Consider the following 18,029-nt stretch of genomic DNA (forward strand, 5'->3'; position numbering starts at 1 on the left):
CTTTTAAGAAAAAGCTGGAAAGTGCGGTGAACCCATTGTTTAAACTACTATTGATAGAAGATGATACGACGTTATTCAATGAAATTAAAGATAGATTGGCGCAATGGTCTTATGATATTTACGGAATCGGCGATTTTAGTAAAGTGGTTCAGGAATTCACGGAAATAAAACCTGATTTGGTCATCATCGATATACAGTTGCCGAAGTTTGATGGGTTTCATTGGTGCAGAATGATCCGGACCCATTCCAATGTTCCCATCATCTTTTTATCCTCACGTGATCATCCTACCGACATGGTGATGTCCATGCAGCTTGGAGCTGATGATTTTATCCAGAAGCCTTTTCATTTCGATGTACTCATTGCCAAGATACAGGCCACCCTACGCCGTGTCTATAATTACAATACCGAAAAGGTCGAATTGAAAACCTGGTGCGGCGCAACTGTGGATTACGAGAAGAACACGGTATCGGCTGAGACTGGCACAATCGAATTGACGAAAAATGAAATTTTCATCTTGAAAAAGCTCATGGAACAGAAAAACAAGATCGTAAGCCGCGAAGAATTGATCAACAGCTTATGGGATGACAAACGTTTCATAAGCGATAACACCCTTACAGTGAATGTGAACCGTTTACGAAAGAGATTGGATGAACTGGGTTTAGGGCATTTTATCGAAACGAAGGTTGGACAGGGCTATATCGCCGTAGAAGAGGCCAATGCATGATCAAAAAATTTCTCGTGGAAAGGTTCAGCTGGATCATATTCTACATACTTCTTCATCTATTCATTATCTTTGTCGCTTATCTTGATTCGGCGATACCGTTAAAGCCCATACTGTATATTGTTTTTTTATCATTGCTCATATTCATTATGTTTTTGATATTCCGCTATAAAAAAGAAACATATTTTTATAAAAGTTTAGAAGCGCGGGAAGACAACCTGGATATTACGAATATAGCCGAACCAGAAAGCCCTTTCGAAAAAATCATAGAAAACAGCATCATTAACCAAACCGAAATATTGAAGCAATCCGCATCAATTGGTCAAATGACTTTAGAGCAGGAGAAAGATGAATTATTAGCTTGGATTCATGAAGTGAAGACACCATTGACGGCGATGCATTTAATGATTGACCGCTTGGATGATGAATTGCTGAAATCGCATTTGACTTATGAGTGGCTCCGCATTCACCTACTTCTTGATCAGCAGCTCCATCAAAGGCGCATGCCTTTCATCGAAAATGATTTGTATATAGAGAAAACCGATTTGGAAACAATAATCTTTGATGAGATTAAAACGCTGCAATCATGGTGCATTCAAAAAGGGATCGGCTTCGACATACAATTGGATGTAACCGAAGTGCTTACTGATGCCAAATGGCTGGCCTTCATCATGAGGCAGCTCTTGACCAACTCCATTAAATACAGTGAAAACTCAGATATCGCGATATATAGCCATGTACAGGCTGAACAAACGGTTCTTGAAGTGAAGGATTCTGGACGGGGCATCGACCCAAAGGATTTATCCCGAATATTTGATAAAGGATTTACTTCCACGACAAATCATCGTGACACTGCGGCAACTGGCATGGGTTTATATTTAACAAAGAATGCAGCCGAGTCCCTATTCATCTCCATTGACGTGAAGTCAGAGCTTGGAACCGGAACGACCGTTACCCTGACCTTCCCAAAAAGAAATGATTTCGTGAATATCACAAGCATGTGACAAAAGTGTCACATGCTTTTATTCTTTGTTCGTCCAAACGAAGGAAAAGAAATACATGGCCTTTTATAATGAGGATATAGAAAAAAAGGAGTGTATCCAAATGAATATATTAGAAGCGAAAAAAATCCATAAAAGCTATGGTAATAAATTCAATAAACAGGAAGTATTAAAGGGTCTTGATATAAGCATACAAGAAGGTGAATTCGTAAGTATCATGGGTGCATCCGGTTCAGGAAAAACGACTTTGCTTAATGTCCTTTCCTCGATCGATAAAATCAGCAACGGCACCATTACAATCGATGGAAAAGTGATTTCAGGGATGAAAGAAAAGAATTTGGCCGAATTTCGGAAGAACCATCTAGGCTTCATCTTCCAGGAATACAACTTATTGGACACACTGACTGTCAAAGAAAATATTCTTCTGCCCTTATCCATTACAAAAACGCCCATTAATGAAGCGGCACAAAAGTTTGATAGCGTGGCGAAAGAACTGGGCATATATGAAGTGAAGGATAAATACCCGAATGAAATTTCCGGCGGTCAAAAACAGCGTACGTCTGCAGCACGGGCTTTCATCCATGATCCAAGCATCATTTTCGCGGATGAACCGACTGGGGCGCTTGACTCCAAATCAGCTTCCGATTTACTGAACAAACTGAGCGAAATGAATCAAAAGCGCAAAGCGACCATCATCATGGTAACCCATGATCCAGTGGCGGCCAGTTATTGCAGCCGAGTCATTTTCATTAAAGATGGACAAATATATACACAATTGAATAAAGGTGAACAATCCAGACAAACCTTCTTCAAAGACATCATGAAAACACAAGGTGTATTGGGAGGGGTTCAAAATGAGCATTAATCAACTCATCTTTCGAAATCTGAAGAAAAATCTGAAGAACTATTATCTGTATGTGTTTGCCCTGGTCTTCAGCGCTTCCCTTTACTTTGCATTTGTCACTTTGCAATATGACCCAGCGCTGGATGAAGCGGAGGGTACGGTGAAAGGAGCCGCCTCCATCAAGGCTGCATCGATCCTGCTTGTTGCAATTGTTTCCATATTCCTTTTATATGCCAATAGCATTTTCATAAAAAGACGCAGTAAAGAAATTGGCTTATTCCAATTGATAGGCATGACCAAGAACAGGATATTCCGTATCCTGAGTCTGGAAAACCTGATCCTGTATTTCTGTTCCGTATTCCTGGGAATCTTTGTAGGGTTTGCCGCGTCAAAATTGATCATCATGATACTATTTAAAATAATGGGTGTCCAGGCAATCGCGACTCTTAACTTTTCTTTTCAGCCGCTAGTGCAAACCTTGCTCGTTTTTAGCGCCATCTATCTTTTCATCATGTTGATGAATTATGCCTTCATTAAAAGGCAAACCATTCTATCGTTATTTAGAGTGACTTCCATGACGGAAGGAAAAGTGAAAAAGGTTTCGATTTTCGAAATGATCATCGGGTTATTCGGGATCATCTTGATCATTGCTGGCTATGTCATTTCATCCAAATTATTCGATGGAGCTTTTTCAGATATGACCGAGCTTTTTATGGCCATGGTCTTCATTCTGGCAACCGTCATCATCGGGACCTACCTATTCTATAAAGGATCCGTAAGCTTCATCTTTAATATCATCCGTAAAAAGAAAAATGGATATTTGAATATCAATGAAGTATTGTCCCTTTCTTCCATCATGTTCAGGATGAAATCGAATGCGATATTATTGACGATCATCACGACCGTTTCGGCTTTGGCGATTGGGTTATTATCATTAAGCTATATCTCTTACTACTCTGCTGAGAAGAGTGCACAAAGCAGTATCCCTACCGATTTTTCGATGACGGATATGAAAGATGCAGATGCATTCAAAGAAGCTTTATCAGACAGTAAAATTGATTATGACGAAAAGGTGATCGATGTCATTCAAGTGGATGTCAATGTAAAGGAAATTATGGAGACCAGCCTGGATGAAGTGAACTTTGATCCGGACATCATGACAGTTTCCGTCATCAGTGATGAATCCGTTAAAGGAATCAACCTCGCTGAAGATGAGACCCTTTTCAGCGGATACAGTAATATTATGGAAAAGGTCATATCCTTGAAGGATTCCGGAAAGATTGAACTGAAGGGCAAACACGAAGTGATTCCGCAAACATATATGGGATTGAAAGATGATACCTTCCTGTCCTATTACTTCACGAACGGCGGAATGCCGGTTGCCATTGTAGACCAAACGATATTCGACCGTTTGAAAAAGGATATCGACCCGAAAATCCAAAAAGTTTCATCTGTAAATATCGGCATTGATGTGAAGGATGAGGCTGAACTTGAAAAAGCGAATGATCTATTCAATAAAATGAGTTTCAAAGAAGAACATGTGAATGATTCCCAATTGGAAATGTTCAACACCCAGAAGAAGAACATGGGTCTTATCATGTTCATCGTCGGCTTCTTGGGATTAACCTTCCTTATCACATCCGGTTGTATCCTCTATTTCAAACAAATGGATGAAAGTGAAGGTGAAAAATCCAATTATACGATCTTAAGAAAACTTGGATTCACGCGAGGTGACTTACTCAGTGGAATCCAAGCAAAACAAGTTTTCAATTTCGGCATTCCTTTAATCGTCGGGCTGCTTCACAGTTATTTCGCAGTCCAATCAGGATGGTTCTTTTTCGGGACCGAAGTTTGGACACCGATGATCATCGTCATGGCATTATACACGGCACTGTATTCGATCTTCGGAATCCTATCCGTATTCCATTACAAGAAGGTCATCAAAGAATCTCTATAATCTGCTAAAAGCTCCAGGGCCCATGAGGCCCTGGAGCTTTTATTTTCCCTTTAATGTACCCCAGCCGGTTTCATCATTTCCTTGATCAATTCCCTGTTGCGCTTTTTAAAGATTTCATGATGGGAAGAAACCATCCCCACTCCGTGAGCGTCAGGCTGGATATATTGCTTTGCCTTGTTTACGGCATTTGCTGCATCTTGAAAAGTACCTGCTATTAGGTTCAATTTACCTTCATGCTTAAGGATATCACCGGCAGCGTATATTCCATCCATCGAGGATTCACTTGCAGGAGTACCTTCAATATAATAATTGTCGGCTATTGCTATATCCACTTTACTATTTCGAAGCAGCGATGTATCACGCTCATAACCATGATTGATGATGACTTCATCGATCGGCAAGTAAGAAACCTCTCCCGTTTCATGGTTCGTCAGTTCAACATGCTCAATTGATTCATGGTCAGCGCAGGCAATCAGTTTTGTAATCGTCGTATTCAAGAAACAAACAGCAGAGCTTTCCATCAATTGCCTTGCTTGTGATTCATGACCTGCTAAACTATCTTTCCTATATGTCAGATACACTTTTTTGGCGAATGGCTCCAATTCATTTGCCCAGTCTATAGCAGAATTCCCGCCGCCTGAAATGATCACCGTCTTATCCTTGAATTGATTGAAAGACTTAACAGTATAGTTTAAATTGGAGACCTCAAACCTTTCTGCCCCGTCTATTTCCAACTTTTGCGGATTCAGAATTCCGCCGCCAACCGCGACAATGATCGTCTTGGAAAAGTGCATTTGACCTGAAGCTGTATGTAAAACGAAGATACCTTCTTCATTGCGTGTGATGGATTCCACTTTTTCATTCAAGACGACTGTTGGATTGAATGTTAACCCTTGCTCCACTAGCTGCTCAATTAATTTTTCCCCAGTAGTGGGTGTCAGCCCTCCTACATCCCAAATCATTTTCTCTGGATAGACATGAATTTTCCCGCCTAGCCTTGGCTGGTATTCAATCAGTTTAACTTTCATTTCTCTAAGTCCGCTATAAAAAGTGGAGTAAAGGCCTGCTGGCCCTCCCCCAATAACCGTTACATCAAATAAATCTTGCTGTTCCATAACGTCCACTCCTCGGTAATCAAATGTGATTGATTATCATTCTCATTTAATCGTACACTCTTTTCTCACTTCTTACAATATGGATTTATTAAAAAACTCTGTTCATTTTAAAAATCAACAGAGTTTTTCATTTCCATTCACTAAAACTTACCATTCACTAAGTACGTATGAATGATAAATGGAGTATTACCATTAGAATGAAAAATTAGGTTAAAAATGGAGTAAGGGTATGGGACGTCAATGAATATTATTGCTAAATTATTATATCCTCGGTCTTAACATTGTTACCTATGCGCCCCGTGGTTCGCGGTTGATAACTACTTCGTAGGTACTCCCACTTGTTGTATGAGTTGATATGCTTTCAAAGCCATTTCAACGTTTAATCTGTTCTCCGGCATATCAAAATCAAAATCAAGAATCTTTTTTATTTTTTCCAGCCGATGATAGAGTGTTTGTCTTACAATATGTAATTTTTGAGCAGTAAGCTTCTTTGATCGATCAAGCTCAAAGTATTTTGCTAAGGTCAGAAGCAATTCCGTTCCATATTCCTTATCATAGGATATTAAAGGAGAGAGATAGTCCTCAATAAAATGGGCTGTATCTTGATCATGCTGAATTAATTGTATCAACCGAAAGATGCCAAGGTCTTCGTAAAAGGCACTTGTTGAAAACGTACGATAATTTAAAGCTAACTGCGCTTCTCGATAACCAGTATGAGCATCCAAAAGTAACTGGTATTGCCGTCCAACACCTATACGGATTTGGCTGGATTCACCTTCTTTAACATATAGCAAGGCATCGATCACTTTCAAGAAGCGTGCCTTAGAGGAATCGGCAGTTCCGAGATCAATAGCTAATACAATAATTTGATTTCTTATTGAGGTGATATAGGGTGTAAAAGAATATTTTGCGAACCCAGATCGAATTTTTAAAGAATAATGATATATAGCAGATTCATTTTCTTCATCCGATAAACTTAATGAAGACGAATGAAAAACATCTTCGATATCAACGATTGCAACTCGATAATGTATAGAAGCGCGCTTAGATTTTAACGAAATAAATCCCCTTGCTTGTTCCTCATTATTGATGCGTCTATAAAGTAAATCATTTAGCCATGTAGATTCTAAACGTAATCGTTTTTCGTCCAAATAATGTTTGCGCAGTAAGTCTTGTGAGATTGCTAGAGAAGCACGATCAAGGATTAGGAAATCGAATTCATCCGATTCACGATCTAGAACCATAACAAGGTACGCCCAGATTTGATCCATTGCCCCGATCGGTTGGAGAAGAATAGTATGGTTTAATGCCTTCCATTCAACGGGCGAATCATTTGTAATTCGGTCATGCCAGTGTTCTTTATCTTCATAAATGGTTTGAAGTAGCTGTTCCATAAATTCATTTTTCAATCCTGGAATCGAAAAAGGTGTTCCTTCTATAGGAAGATAGATAATTGGTGCTTCTGTCTTCTGTTGCAACAACTTTAAAATATTTGATAACCCATGAGTAGTGAGTGACAATGAATGGAACTTTCTTGATATCGAATCTAATGTAACCAACTTCTCATGATGAGCATTAATGATAAACGAATGTAGATCCTGTGCTATTTCAACGAAATTTATGAATTCTTTGAAAATAATAATCGGAAAGTTATACTCATTTGCCATCTCGATCATTTCATTAGGGACCTTTTCGAAGTAGTGTCCAAGTTCTATACATAAACATGAGGCGTTGCGTTCGATAAGATTTAACAAAAATGAAGTATTAGAGGAGTCTCTCCATTCAAACCCAAATCCGGTGGAGAGTATCAGTTCCCCTCCCTGAAAGATGGTATCATCAAAAAACGGGATTTCAAGGACATGTGTCCATTTCACTTGACGGTGCAACCCGTTTGCCCCCGCAACTACATCCGTCTTTGAAAAGAGTGAGCGCTTAAGAACATCTTGTACTGTAAGCATGTGTACCTCCTCATTTAATAATTGTTAACTGTATCATTTTATTATAACTATATTAGAAAGTCTAAGCCCATGAAATATGAATCCCCATCTCTGTCTAACCCCAAGTAATGTTCTTTTACGTGCTTTGATGAAATACCTTAATCAACCTGAGAATCTTTCATGATGGTATCCATTTACACCATTTTTCATCAGTTATTTGTGCGCATGAATATATTCTATAGAATAACGGTGGAGTACTGAAACTACTAAAACATTAGATGAACAATGGAAAAATTATCACCTTTTCCCAATGCTGCATTCATAAAAGTTCAAGATGACCAAAAGTGCTTGGTTAAAAAAAAACTAATATACATTTAACCTCGTGTCTAATGAAAGGGTTATCATTTCCCTGTAAGATTTTAGAATGTTCAATAAATTAAATACAATTAAAAAGGAGAATGAACAATGATAGTAGGAGTTCCTAAAGAATTAAAAACCGCAGAGACTAGAGTGGGATTAAATCCATCATGGGTAAAAAAATTAACAGCTTTCGGTCATGAAGTACTAATACAAAGCATGGCAGGTGAAGCTAGTGGTTTTTGTGACGAGAAATATATTTTGGCTGGAGCAAAAATAGTAAACACGATTGACGAAATTTATGAGAAGGCAGAATTTGTTGTTAAAGTGAAGGAGCTTCAACCATATGAATACGGCCTTCTTAAAGAAAATCAAATGATAATGGCATGGTTTCATTTGGCGGAAGATGTAAATCATGAGATGACACAGGCATTACTAGATAAAAAAGCAATTTCAATATCAATGGAATTAATCGTTTTACCTGATGGGACAAGACCTACGATTAAACCAATGAGTGAAATTGCAGGGACATTGGCAATGCTTGAAGCAGTCAAATATGCTCAATATGGTTATGGTGGAAAAGGAATACTTCTCCGGAAACTGGCCGGTTTACCGTCGAGCAAAGTATTCATACTTGGTGGTGGCAATGCTGGACTCAATACTGCGCAAGTTGCTGTGGGCCTTGGATTGAATGTAACGATCATGGAAGCCTCAATGAAACGCATCGATTATTTGAACAATCAGTTGCCACAGGTGGACATTTTGTGTTGGGATAAAGATATGATGTTCGAAGAACTTATTCAAAGTGATGTTTTAATTAATACAATTTATCCGATGCCAGGGGTAACCGAGCCTCTCATAACACGAGAGATGGTCAGTAAGATGCAACCTAATTCTATTATTATTGATATTGCAGGAACGGGTATAATTGAAACCTCACGTTATACGACTTTAGAGGAACCAGTTTACTACGAACAAGAAGTCCTACATTACTGTGTCCCGAATATGCCGGCTCTATGTCCACAAACCTCGACAAACATGATGTTGATGACAACCGGCCCATATATTATGGACATTGCGAATAATGGTTTGAAAGAGGTTATAGTAAATGATGTAATAGTAAGAAATTGTATCAGCACTTTGAACGGTGAAATTGTTCATCACGAAGTTGGGATCAATCATAACATGCCTTATACAGAAATAAAAACGGAGTTACTATTGTCCAAATAATTAAGCGTCCTTAGAGTTATCTCATATTCTACGTTTTTCTATTGATTAGAAATAAGTATACACGTTATTGAACAAGTCACTACTAAAGAAATTCCAGTAGTCAGTATAGATGCCGAGAAGATTTTTGCAGGAATTATCTTTGTTATTCTGCAGACGGAATTCTTACGGGGAATGGGAAAATAAGTTCTACACAACAAGTTCATGGATAATTCAAAGCAGGCTCCCTAGCGTCTATCTGACTTTTATATGATTTCTAGAAAACCACGTATTAAAAAAGCCTTGGAAGCAATAACACAAATCCCATTTATTGTAAATGAGTTAAATCAGGTATAAGAGGTGAATATTTCACATGTCAAATTTAAGGAAAACAGATAGAACACTGACACTCATTCCAGTTGTGTTGTTTGGTTTCTCATTTATGGGGTTAACCACAGCTTTTACTACGTATGGTATTGCAGCTAATATTTCCCACGGTACGGTTCCGGGGGCAATGATAGTTGCTCTTGTGGTAATGATGTTTACTGCTTACAGTTATGGAAAAATGGCAATTGCGTTTCCATCTTCCGGTTCTGCCTATGTTTATACGCAAAAATCGATCAATCCCTCTGTCGGATTTCTTGTCGGATGGGTAATCTTAATGGATTATTTATTTATGCCAATGGTCAACTATTTAGTATTTGGCATTTTTTTCTCAGCAGCCTTTCCTGCTATTCCAAGTTACATTTGGATTGCAGGTATGCTGATGCTCGTCACTTTTATTAATATTAAAGGATTGAAGTTTGCCACAAGTGTAAACGCATTCATTACGATTTTTGCTTTTCTTTTTATCCTTATCTTTATAGGGTTTTCTATTAAGGAAATTTTTATGGGGGAAGGCACGGCGACTCTTTTATCTTTTGAGCCATTCTATAATTCGAAAGAACCCTTTTCTTATACAATAGCTGGAGCAGCATTATTATGCTTTTGTTTCCTTGGGTTTGAATCAGTTACAGCGTTTGCGGAAGAGACAGTGAACCCTAAGAAAACAATTCCCCGAGCTGTTATTTTAATTACTCTGGGTGGTGGATTAATCTTTACAAGTGTTTCATATTTCTCGTATCTTGTATGGCCAGAGTATCACACATTTATTGATCCTGATTCAGCTGCCTACGAAATTATTAAACTTGTTGGTGGAAAGGCGATGTACTCAATATATCTTGCGCTTTACGCATTAGCTGTATTGGGCAGTGCCATGTCATCCCAGGCAAGTGCATCACGAGTCCTCTATACGATGGGAAGAGATGGACGGTTTCCTGAAAAGTTCTTTGGCACCCTGCATCCGAGATATAGAACACCCGTAAATAACATCCTGATCATTAGTGTTGTCTCTTTGCTTGCTTTATTTTTAAGTTTAGATCTTGTAGCATCATTTATTAATTTCGGGGCGTTTCTTGCGTACACTTGTGTAAATATTTCCGTAATTGCCCATTATTATATTAGAAATAGAGAACGTTCGGTAATAGGAACTGTCTTATATTTATTTGTTCCTATTATTGGAGCTGCTCTTGATATTTTACTACTTGTGAATCTTGATGCGCACTCAAAAGTACTTGGAGTAAGTTGGTTAATAATAGGCTTCATTTATTTACTTGTATTGACAAAAGGACTTAAAAAACAGCCACCAGAATTGAAAATCGAAGAAAATTATGGTGTAGATTTGAAATAATGTCACGATGTTTATAAGAAAAATGAACAACGGTTTAGACACAACTATTGTCGTTATGAGAACTACAGTTCATTACTGGATTAATCTATCGAATGGTTATCTAACGAAAAGATTGATGTCATAAGTCTGTCCTCACCTTGTAAAAAGAAATAAAAGAATCGAGTTAAAAGTGAAAAAGTGCAGTCATATCTCATTCCCAATCGAGAATGAAGGATATGCTGCACTTTTTCTGGCACTGAATGTTAGCTTCAACGAGGTCCTTTCCCTTCTGCTATAAGAAGGTTGATGTGATCTATGAGTTCAGGCAGTTCCTCCATCGTTTTGCGGCGAGGGGGCTGGAGAGGAATGATGGTGCTGTATTTCCGTTTAACGGTTCCGGACAAATAAAAAATGCCCCTTCCATACCAGGGCATTTTCATGATCCAATTAATTTACGAATAGATATAACTTTCTATGATATTCCACAAATGCCTTCTGGTCCTTTTCCGTGTAGTCCATCCACTTTACTTTCTTGTATCTTTCCTCTAATCTCTCATTCAGTTCATCTTCTATTTCATTCATGAAACGAATGATTTCCCCATAAGGCATATTGAAATGACGGGCTGCGAGCCTGGGTGGAGAATGCTTTACCAGCAATCTCATGAATTGATCGACCGTGTCCGCCTTCGATGCGAGATAATCTTCTTCGTTCACGATGAATTCATACACTTGTTTTTTGACGCCAGAAAGTCTGGTTACTTCGTCGCGCAATAAAAACTCCATTAATCTTTCGTTCATATGGCTCTACCTCGAATTGGTTTATATTTAAATCCTTTTAGATAAGTATGAAAAATCTATACTGCCCGATACCTCATTATGACATCGTAACCGCAAGCCATCAAGCACCTATTAATACACAAAGCGTAATAATTACGATTTATAATCATTTTAAGTAAAGTAACATGTACATGCCTTAAAAGTCAACGTTCGTGTTGTGTGACATCTCGAATCTCGAAATGCATATTAAGCGTCCTGTATTGGCAAAATATGATCAAGAACAAATGGAACAACTCTTTATTAATTTTGTATATGTATAAAGAATAATTTTGTTAAAATTTGATATAATAAATGTAATATTTAGTCAATTAGTATTTTTCCCTAGAATTTGCTTTTGCAAAGGGGTAGAATGAAGCTAATGACATCTTATTTTTTCTAAATGTTTCCGAGGAGTTATAGGGTGGGTATAGCAAGTACATAGTGACAGCTGAAATGCTGTCCGACATATCGGTTGTTTTCATTTGTTCAAAATAACAATGAAAAGAATAAGGAGTGATTTTTTGAAACCTTCAACAAATCGCATGTTAACCCGTATTAAATCCGTTTATATGTTCATTAGCAATAACGGTACGGTTTCTACTCAAGAGCTTGTAGAAGAATTTGGCATCACTCCTCGAACTGTGCAGCGCGATTTAAATGTCTTAGCATACAATGACCTTGTTCAAAGCCCAAGCCGCGGCCTTTGGACGACAACAAGTAAAAAGGTGAAGATGTCATCGTAAAAAGAACGACCACCCGAACAAGATCGATATGTAAAATACTTTGAGACGGACAATATTGTCCGCCTCATTTTTTGTGTCCAGCTATCATTCAGCCGGTTGGCCCGCCTTTAACTGTTCAAGCTCCTCCGCCGTCAACTCACGGTATTCACCAAGCTCGAGTTCCTCATCAAGCTGTAAACTCCCCATGGAAAGACGCTTTAGATAGACGACACGTTTGTCAACGGCCTCAAACATCCGCTTCACCTGATGGAACTTCCCTTCCATGATCGTTAGCTCGATATCCGATGTCAGGCCTGATTTTAAAATGTTCAATTCTCCTGGTTTTGTTTCGTATCCATCATCCAAGGTCACTCCGTTGCGGAATGCCTCGATATCCCGTTCCGTTACTTCGCCATCAATGACCGCAAAATATGTTTTAGGGACATGTTTCTTTGGGGAAAGCAGTTGGTGGGCAAGCTTTCCGTCATTCGTGATCAGCAATAAACCTTCTGTGTCCTTATCAAGACGGCCTACAGGAAATGGCTCGAATACCGAATCTTCCGGCTCCAAGATGTCGATGACCGTTTCTTGGTAGTTATCTTCCGTTGCCGACAATACGCCCGGCGGTTTATTCATCATTAAATAAATGAATTCCCTGTATTCAACCCGTTCACCATGAACCGTCACGTTTTCCGTATCAGGGTCCACTTGTTCCTTCGGATCCTTAATCAGCCTTTCATTAACCTTGACGGCGCCGGATTTCAGGAGCTTCTTCACTTCTTTCCTGCTGCCATAACCAATATTGGATAAAATCTTATCTATTCTCATCGTTTCCTCCTAAAGCCTTTTTCAGTAAAAAGCCTTGCCCACTTTAATGACAGGCAAGGCCAATATATTTTAATCGGGGATTCACCATTCAATACCCTTTTTTTTACACATCAAACTTCCAGCTTACAATCCTAATTTAGCTTTTAACCGGTCGATCCGGGCACCGAACAAACGATGGGCAAGTTTGCTTTTCAAGGAAAGAGCCGCATAAATGAGCGCTCCAAAAATTGCACAAACGGCCACGATCAAAATCGCCTGGAAGCGCCCTTCCGTTGTAAGCCATAGCGATAGTAAACTGTTCATACCCCATGCAGCCAGTCCCATTATCACTGAAAAAACAGAAATCAAAACAGATCGTCTGATGGTAAGGCCGTAGCGATATCCAGTAAAGTAGGTAATGACATACAAATTCAGCAGCACAGCAGCCAAGTAGCCGAATGCCGTAGCGTAAACGGATCCTTCCGTTTCAAACACCTTGATCAAGGGGATATTCAAGCTCAATTTGATTAAAAAGCCCACAAGCAAGCTGAGCACTGTATATTTTTGCTGATTGATCCCTTGTAAAATGGCCGCCGAAACGGAAAAAAGCGCAAACAAGATGGAAACTGGCGCATATGCCTTCAAGACACTGATTCCAAGTGGATCATGGCTGTAAAAGGAACTATAGATCGGATCGGCCAGCACAGACATGCCAACGACCGCCGGAATCGTGATGAACAACAAAATTTGGAAAGCTTGGTTCAGCTGGCGGTTGAACTCTTCCGAATCCTCGCTTACATATGCCTTCGTCACCGAAGGGAGAAGCGCCATCGAAAACCCGGTTGCAAGCGTCATCGGAATCAAGACAAGCTTCTGGGCATATACATTCAACACCCCAAGGGCATCTTCTGCGACATGCTGCAACCCGATCGACGACATCGCCTTATTGAAAGACAATAAGTCCGCAAACTGAAACAATGGCATCGCGATTCCGACGAATATGAAAGGAATCGACGATAGGAATATTTCTTTATAGATCTCCTTCAGGGAAATCTCCATCGTCCCCCGGTCGTTCTTCATCAAGCTGTCCAAATGTGGTTTTTGTTTTTTCCAATACCAAAATAACACCACTAAACCGCCGATAGCCCCGACCGTCGCCGCGAAGGTAGCTATTTGGATGGCTCTCACTAACTCTCCATCCAGGACATTCAAAACAACATACACACCGGCCAAAAGGAACACGATGCGGACAATTTGTTCGATAACCTGGGAGATGGCCGTTGGTTCCATCGCTTCATGTCCTTGAAAGAAGCCGCGGATGATGCTCATGAACGGTACAAAAATCAAGGCGAAGCTGACTGCCCGTATGATCTCCGTAACAGCTTTGACATCTTCCTGCCTGACCCCAAAGACTCCAGTGAACAACGGTGCCATCGTATAGAGAATCAAAAAAGCGAGAAAACCGGTGACAACCATTAATTTCAGGCTCGATTTAAATAACTTCTCACCGACGGCGTACTCCTCGAGCGCATTATACTTCGAAATGAATTTAGAAACAGCAAGCGGCATGCCTGCGGTTGCAAAGCTAATGAAAATGGTATATGGAACGTACCCATATTGATAGAGGGTAGCCCCTTTATTCCCAACCATATGTTCAAATGGGATGACGTAAAATAAACCAAGTACCTTGGAAATAATCGATCCCAGCGTTAATATAAAAGCCCCTTTTAAAAACTTAGATGACATCTAATCCCTTCCTGCCTTTGTCAGTTACGTTTCACACGCTCTTTATCTTATCATATTAAAGTATTTTTTCTATAGAAAACTACACTCAAGTTTATCGTTTTCGAAGATAATACACAAACAAATAATTCCTTTTTTTCTACATTCGCAATCTGACGGGCTCTTGCTATATAATGAAGGGACTGAAAATGATAAAGTGGTGATCAATTTGAAATATGATGTAGTGGTAATTGGCGGCGGTCCTTCCGGATTGATGGCAGCAATTGCAGCCGGGGAAAAAGGGGCCAATGTCTTGTTAGTGGATAAAGGAGAGAAGCTTGGCAGGAAACTTGCAATCTCGGGCGGCGGACGCTGCAACGTGACGAACAGGCTCTCAATCGATGAAATCATCCAGCATATCCCTGGAAACGGGCGATTTCTATACAGTGCTTTCTCAGAGTTCAATAATGAAGACATTATTCAGTTCTTTGAAAAATTGGGCGTGGCCCTAAAAGAAGAGGACCATGGCCGGATGTTCCCAGTCAACGATAAAGCGCAAAGTGTCGTGGATGCCCTTCTGACGCGCCTGTCGAATTTAAAAGTAACGATCTACAAGAACTCTCCAGTTGCGGAAGTTCTCTATGAACATGGAATAACAAGCGGTGTCCGGTTAAAAGATGGACAGACCATTGATACAGATGCAGTCGTGATTGCAGTCGGCGGGAAATCAGTTCCCCAAACCGGTTCAACCGGGGACGGCTACGCATGGGCTAAAAAGGCGGGACATACGATTACCGAACTATTCCCAACTGAAGTTCCCGTACTTAGCCACGAAACATTCATTAAAGATCGAACACTTCAAGGTCTCGCACTTCGCGATGTTTCATTGAGTGTCCTTAACCCAAAGGGCAAGGCCCTGATCACACATAGAATGGATATGCTCTTCACGCATTTTGGCGTCTCAGGTCCAGCTGTTCTAAGATGCAGCCAATTCGTCGTGAAAGCGATGAAAAAATGGAACCTGGCGGAAGTGACAATGAAACTCGATGCCCTGCCGGACCGAAACAAGGAAGAGGTCTTTCAAGACATCATGAAGGAAATCAAGGCAGAACCGAAAAAAGCCATTAAAAATACCTTAAAAGGTTTAGTTCCTGAACGATACCTTCACTTTCTGCTTGAGCGAAGCGGCATCGACCTTCAAGAACAAGGAGCGACGATATCAAATGAAAAAATCCGCCGCTTTGCAGAACTATGCAAGGACTTCCAATTTGGAGTACACGGCACCCAGCCGCTAGAAAAAGCCTTCGTCACGGGCGGCGGCATATCCGTCAAAGAAATACACCCAAAAGAAATGGCATCCAAACTGATGGACGGACTGTATTTCTGCGGTGAAATTCTGGATATACACGGATACACAGGCGGCTATAATATCACATCGGCATTAGTAACCGGAAGGCTAGCCGGTATGAATGCTGCCATGTATGCCCGTTCATAATTCCTAAAAAGAGGCTGATCCGCATGGATCAGCCTCTTTTACTGCGATTTCGTAAGCCTATACATCCATTCGGTGTTCGTTAGGCTTTGATTTTGGTGTAAGTGCTGTTGTTTGGGCCTTCACTGTACTTTTTCGACTGAACCCACGACCGCCACTACTATCCGGCTATACGTTTAAAATATTTCTGGATGATAACGATATACTTCGAGGTCAATGGTATTCCGTTCCGTGAATGTAATGCCTTCACTCTCTAGCATCGCCTTCTGGTGTTCCGCAGCGCCCTCTGCTTTTATGCCGATTTCTCCCTTGGCATTAATTACCCGGTGCCAAGGAAGGTCATGTTTTTTGCTGCTTGAATGAAGGATCCTTACGACCTGCCTTGCACCTTGCTGACTTCCGGCGAGCTGTCCGATTTGACCATATGTCATCACTTTACCGGAAGGGATGTGTTGAATGATAGTAATTACCCGTTCAGTAAAACTTTCCAAATAACTCGCCCCTTTTATTCTATCCGTTTGCTAACATCGTGATTTTTTCATCGGTTATCAGGACCCCATGATGCTTGATCAAGTTTGTTTTAAGCTCGGCAGGCATTCTGCAGTCATCGTATGCACAAACAGAAATCAATCCTCGTTCCTTGATCAGTTTGTCGATTCCTTTTTCATATTCGCCTATCGCTAAGCTGACTTGATCGTCATGGCCCCATTCAACATGGCCCCAAGTCCGCACGTGCTGATTGCTTTTATTGTATATATCGATATTTTCCAAGAAATAATTAACCATCGTCGAAGGATGGAAGTCTCCATGAAAACAATAAAAATCAAAATTATTCATAAGATGCACTTGCTCCAATTGCTCCTCATTTAAATGAAGCTGCAATTTCTTATACACGAAAGGAAAGATACGGTCATTTTCGACGACCAGGATATGGTCTCCCTGTTCAACACCGGCAATGATGAAAGTTGCCTCATTTTCAATGTAGGCTTCCAATTCATTAAAACAGTATAAAATATGGCCACCATCCGATTGCTGTATAGTTTCTAATAGTTGTATCATTTTATTATCCAAAATGGTTCTCTCCTTCAATACACCAGTCCGCACTATGTATTATGTATAACTTTAACCATTATCTCCGTATTTGTAAAATTCATAGAAGAATATAGTCAGTTTTTCCTAATGTCATCTGTTATGATCGGGAATTTCGTTGAGTCGAATTTAGGCTGCATTTAGTCCACTCATTGTAAAGACCAAGGCAGCCCATTCAGCAGACTCCGTTCTTCATGAATTTTCCCTTTTTATGTTCATCCTTAAATCACGGGATAATACGGCACATAACGCGGGTTATAATAATATGGCGGTCTTGGTCCAATAAGCGGCAATTCAAAGGTATTTGGGTTGGAATCATATAACAACTCCACTTTTTCATCCGATTGTTCGACCAATAATAACTTCACTTCTTCGCTATAGTAATAGGGCATATTGAGGCCTCCAAAAACTTTTTTATACCCTTCAGCATATTCGCGCTGCCCGGCAACGAGCCCGTCCCCATACATGTTCTTCATGCACGCATATACCTGATCATCATAAAGTAATCCGACTAAATTCTTTTTTAGGAGGACC

Annotated in this window: 17 protein-coding genes; 8 read left to right on the plus strand and 9 right to left on the minus strand. The window is 40.0% G+C overall.

The window, feature by feature from the left end; all coding sequences use genetic code 11:
* Window positions 1–35 precede the first annotated feature (35 nt).
* From ACFX4I_RS09210 to ACFX4I_RS09225, 4 genes are all read left to right on the plus strand, one after another.
* Entirely contained in the window at window positions 36–725 is a 690-nt protein-coding gene (locus tag ACFX4I_RS09210) for a response regulator transcription factor (RefSeq protein WP_230300798.1), read from the plus strand.
* Window positions 722–1,726 carry a sensor histidine kinase gene (locus ACFX4I_RS09215; RefSeq protein ID WP_230300729.1) on the plus strand — a complete coding sequence of 335 codons (1,005 nt, stop codon included), beginning with the start codon at window positions 722–724 and terminating at the stop codon, window positions 1,724–1,726. The genes ACFX4I_RS09210 and ACFX4I_RS09215 overlap by 4 nt, the downstream gene beginning before the upstream one ends.
* A 100-nt stretch (window positions 1,727–1,826) precedes the next feature.
* Window positions 1,827–2,588 (plus strand): ABC transporter ATP-binding protein, encoded by a 762-nt coding sequence (locus tag ACFX4I_RS09220; RefSeq protein WP_230300730.1) that lies wholly within the window; start codon window positions 1,827–1,829, stop codon window positions 2,586–2,588.
* Window positions 2,578–4,524, plus strand: a complete 1,947-nt coding sequence (locus ACFX4I_RS09225) for an FtsX-like permease family protein (RefSeq protein ID WP_377420158.1) — start codon at window positions 2,578–2,580, stop codon at window positions 4,522–4,524. Before ACFX4I_RS09220 ends, ACFX4I_RS09225 begins: the two co-directional genes overlap by 11 nt.
* Before the next feature lie 50 nt (window positions 4,525–4,574).
* Here ACFX4I_RS09225 and ACFX4I_RS09230 read toward each other — a convergent pair whose 3' ends face one another.
* Together ACFX4I_RS09230 and ACFX4I_RS09235 are read right to left on the minus strand one after the other, a co-directional pair.
* Window positions 4,575–5,639 (minus strand): NAD(P)/FAD-dependent oxidoreductase, encoded by a 1,065-nt coding sequence (locus tag ACFX4I_RS09230; RefSeq protein WP_377420160.1) that lies wholly within the window; start codon window positions 5,637–5,639, stop codon window positions 4,575–4,577.
* Window positions 5,640–5,956: 317 nt separating this feature from the next.
* Window positions 5,957–7,597 carry a PucR family transcriptional regulator gene (locus ACFX4I_RS09235; protein ID WP_377420162.1) on the minus strand — a complete coding sequence of 547 codons (1,641 nt, stop codon included), beginning with the start codon at window positions 7,595–7,597 and terminating at the stop codon, window positions 5,957–5,959.
* A 444-nt stretch (window positions 7,598–8,041) separates the two neighbouring features.
* Here ACFX4I_RS09235 and ACFX4I_RS09240 point away from each other — a divergent pair, with 444 nt between their 5' ends.
* Together ACFX4I_RS09240 and ACFX4I_RS09245 are read left to right on the plus strand one after the other, a co-directional pair.
* Window positions 8,042–9,163, plus strand: a complete 1,122-nt coding sequence (locus ACFX4I_RS09240) for an alanine dehydrogenase (protein ID WP_377420164.1) — start codon at window positions 8,042–8,044, stop codon at window positions 9,161–9,163.
* A gap of 349 nt (window positions 9,164–9,512) precedes the next feature.
* Window positions 9,513–10,868, plus strand: coding sequence for an APC family permease (locus ACFX4I_RS09245; RefSeq protein WP_377420166.1), 1,356 nt, complete (start codon window positions 9,513–9,515; stop codon window positions 10,866–10,868).
* Between the two features lie 248 nt (window positions 10,869–11,116).
* Here the strand turns inward: ACFX4I_RS09245 and ACFX4I_RS09250 are convergent, their stop codons facing one another.
* Together ACFX4I_RS09250 and ACFX4I_RS09255 are read right to left on the minus strand one after the other, a co-directional pair.
* The gene (locus ACFX4I_RS09250) at window positions 11,117–11,251 is read right to left on the minus strand and encodes a hypothetical protein (protein ID WP_377420168.1); all 135 of its coding nucleotides are present in this window, start codon (window positions 11,249–11,251) and stop codon (window positions 11,117–11,119) included.
* A gap of 43 nt (window positions 11,252–11,294) precedes the next feature.
* Window positions 11,295–11,645 carry a hypothetical protein gene (locus ACFX4I_RS09255; RefSeq protein ID WP_377420170.1) on the minus strand — a complete coding sequence of 117 codons (351 nt, stop codon included), beginning with the start codon at window positions 11,643–11,645 and terminating at the stop codon, window positions 11,295–11,297.
* Window positions 11,646–12,184: 539 nt separating this feature from the next.
* On the opposite strand from ACFX4I_RS09255, the gene ACFX4I_RS09260 reads away from it, so the two are divergent.
* Window positions 12,185–12,406: a DeoR family transcriptional regulator gene (locus ACFX4I_RS09260; RefSeq protein WP_034309346.1), complete on the plus strand. Its 222-nt coding sequence runs from the start codon at window positions 12,185–12,187 to the stop codon at window positions 12,404–12,406.
* Window positions 12,407–12,490: 84 nt separating this feature from the next.
* On the opposite strand, the gene ACFX4I_RS09265 is transcribed toward ACFX4I_RS09260, so the two are convergent.
* A complete protein-coding gene (locus tag ACFX4I_RS09265; RefSeq protein WP_191928741.1) occupies window positions 12,491–13,213 on the minus strand; it encodes a pseudouridine synthase in 723 nt (240 codons plus the stop codon).
* Window positions 13,214–13,336: 123 nt separating this feature from the next.
* A complete protein-coding gene (locus ACFX4I_RS09270; RefSeq protein ID WP_377420172.1) occupies window positions 13,337–14,938 on the minus strand; it encodes a putative polysaccharide biosynthesis protein in 1,602 nt (533 codons plus the stop codon).
* Window positions 14,939–15,143: 205 nt separating this feature from the next.
* Here ACFX4I_RS09270 and ACFX4I_RS09275 point away from each other — a divergent pair, with 205 nt between their 5' ends.
* The gene (locus ACFX4I_RS09275; protein ID WP_377420174.1) at window positions 15,144–16,409 is read left to right on the plus strand and encodes a BaiN/RdsA family NAD(P)/FAD-dependent oxidoreductase; all 1,266 of its coding nucleotides are present in this window, start codon (window positions 15,144–15,146) and stop codon (window positions 16,407–16,409) included.
* Between the two features lie 173 nt (window positions 16,410–16,582).
* Here the strand turns inward: ACFX4I_RS09275 and ACFX4I_RS09280 are convergent, their stop codons facing one another.
* From ACFX4I_RS09280 to ACFX4I_RS09290, 3 genes are all read right to left on the minus strand, one after another.
* Window positions 16,583–16,837 carry an MGMT family protein gene (locus ACFX4I_RS09280; RefSeq protein WP_230300799.1) on the minus strand — a complete coding sequence of 85 codons (255 nt, stop codon included), beginning with the start codon at window positions 16,835–16,837 and terminating at the stop codon, window positions 16,583–16,585.
* 79 nt (window positions 16,838–16,916) lie between these two features.
* Window positions 16,917–17,477 carry an MEDS domain-containing protein gene (locus tag ACFX4I_RS09285; RefSeq protein ID WP_377420176.1) on the minus strand — a complete coding sequence of 187 codons (561 nt, stop codon included), beginning with the start codon at window positions 17,475–17,477 and terminating at the stop codon, window positions 16,917–16,919.
* 239 nt (window positions 17,478–17,716) lie between these two features.
* A complete protein-coding gene (locus tag ACFX4I_RS09290) occupies window positions 17,717–17,971 on the minus strand; it encodes a hypothetical protein (protein ID WP_377420178.1) in 255 nt (84 codons plus the stop codon).
* Window positions 17,972–18,029: the final 58 nt, after the last annotated feature.

The sequence above is a fragment of the Peribacillus sp. YIM B13472 genome (assembly GCF_042788005.1).
Taxonomy (GTDB): domain Bacteria; phylum Bacillota; class Bacilli; order Bacillales; family DSM-1321; genus Peribacillus; species Peribacillus simplex_E.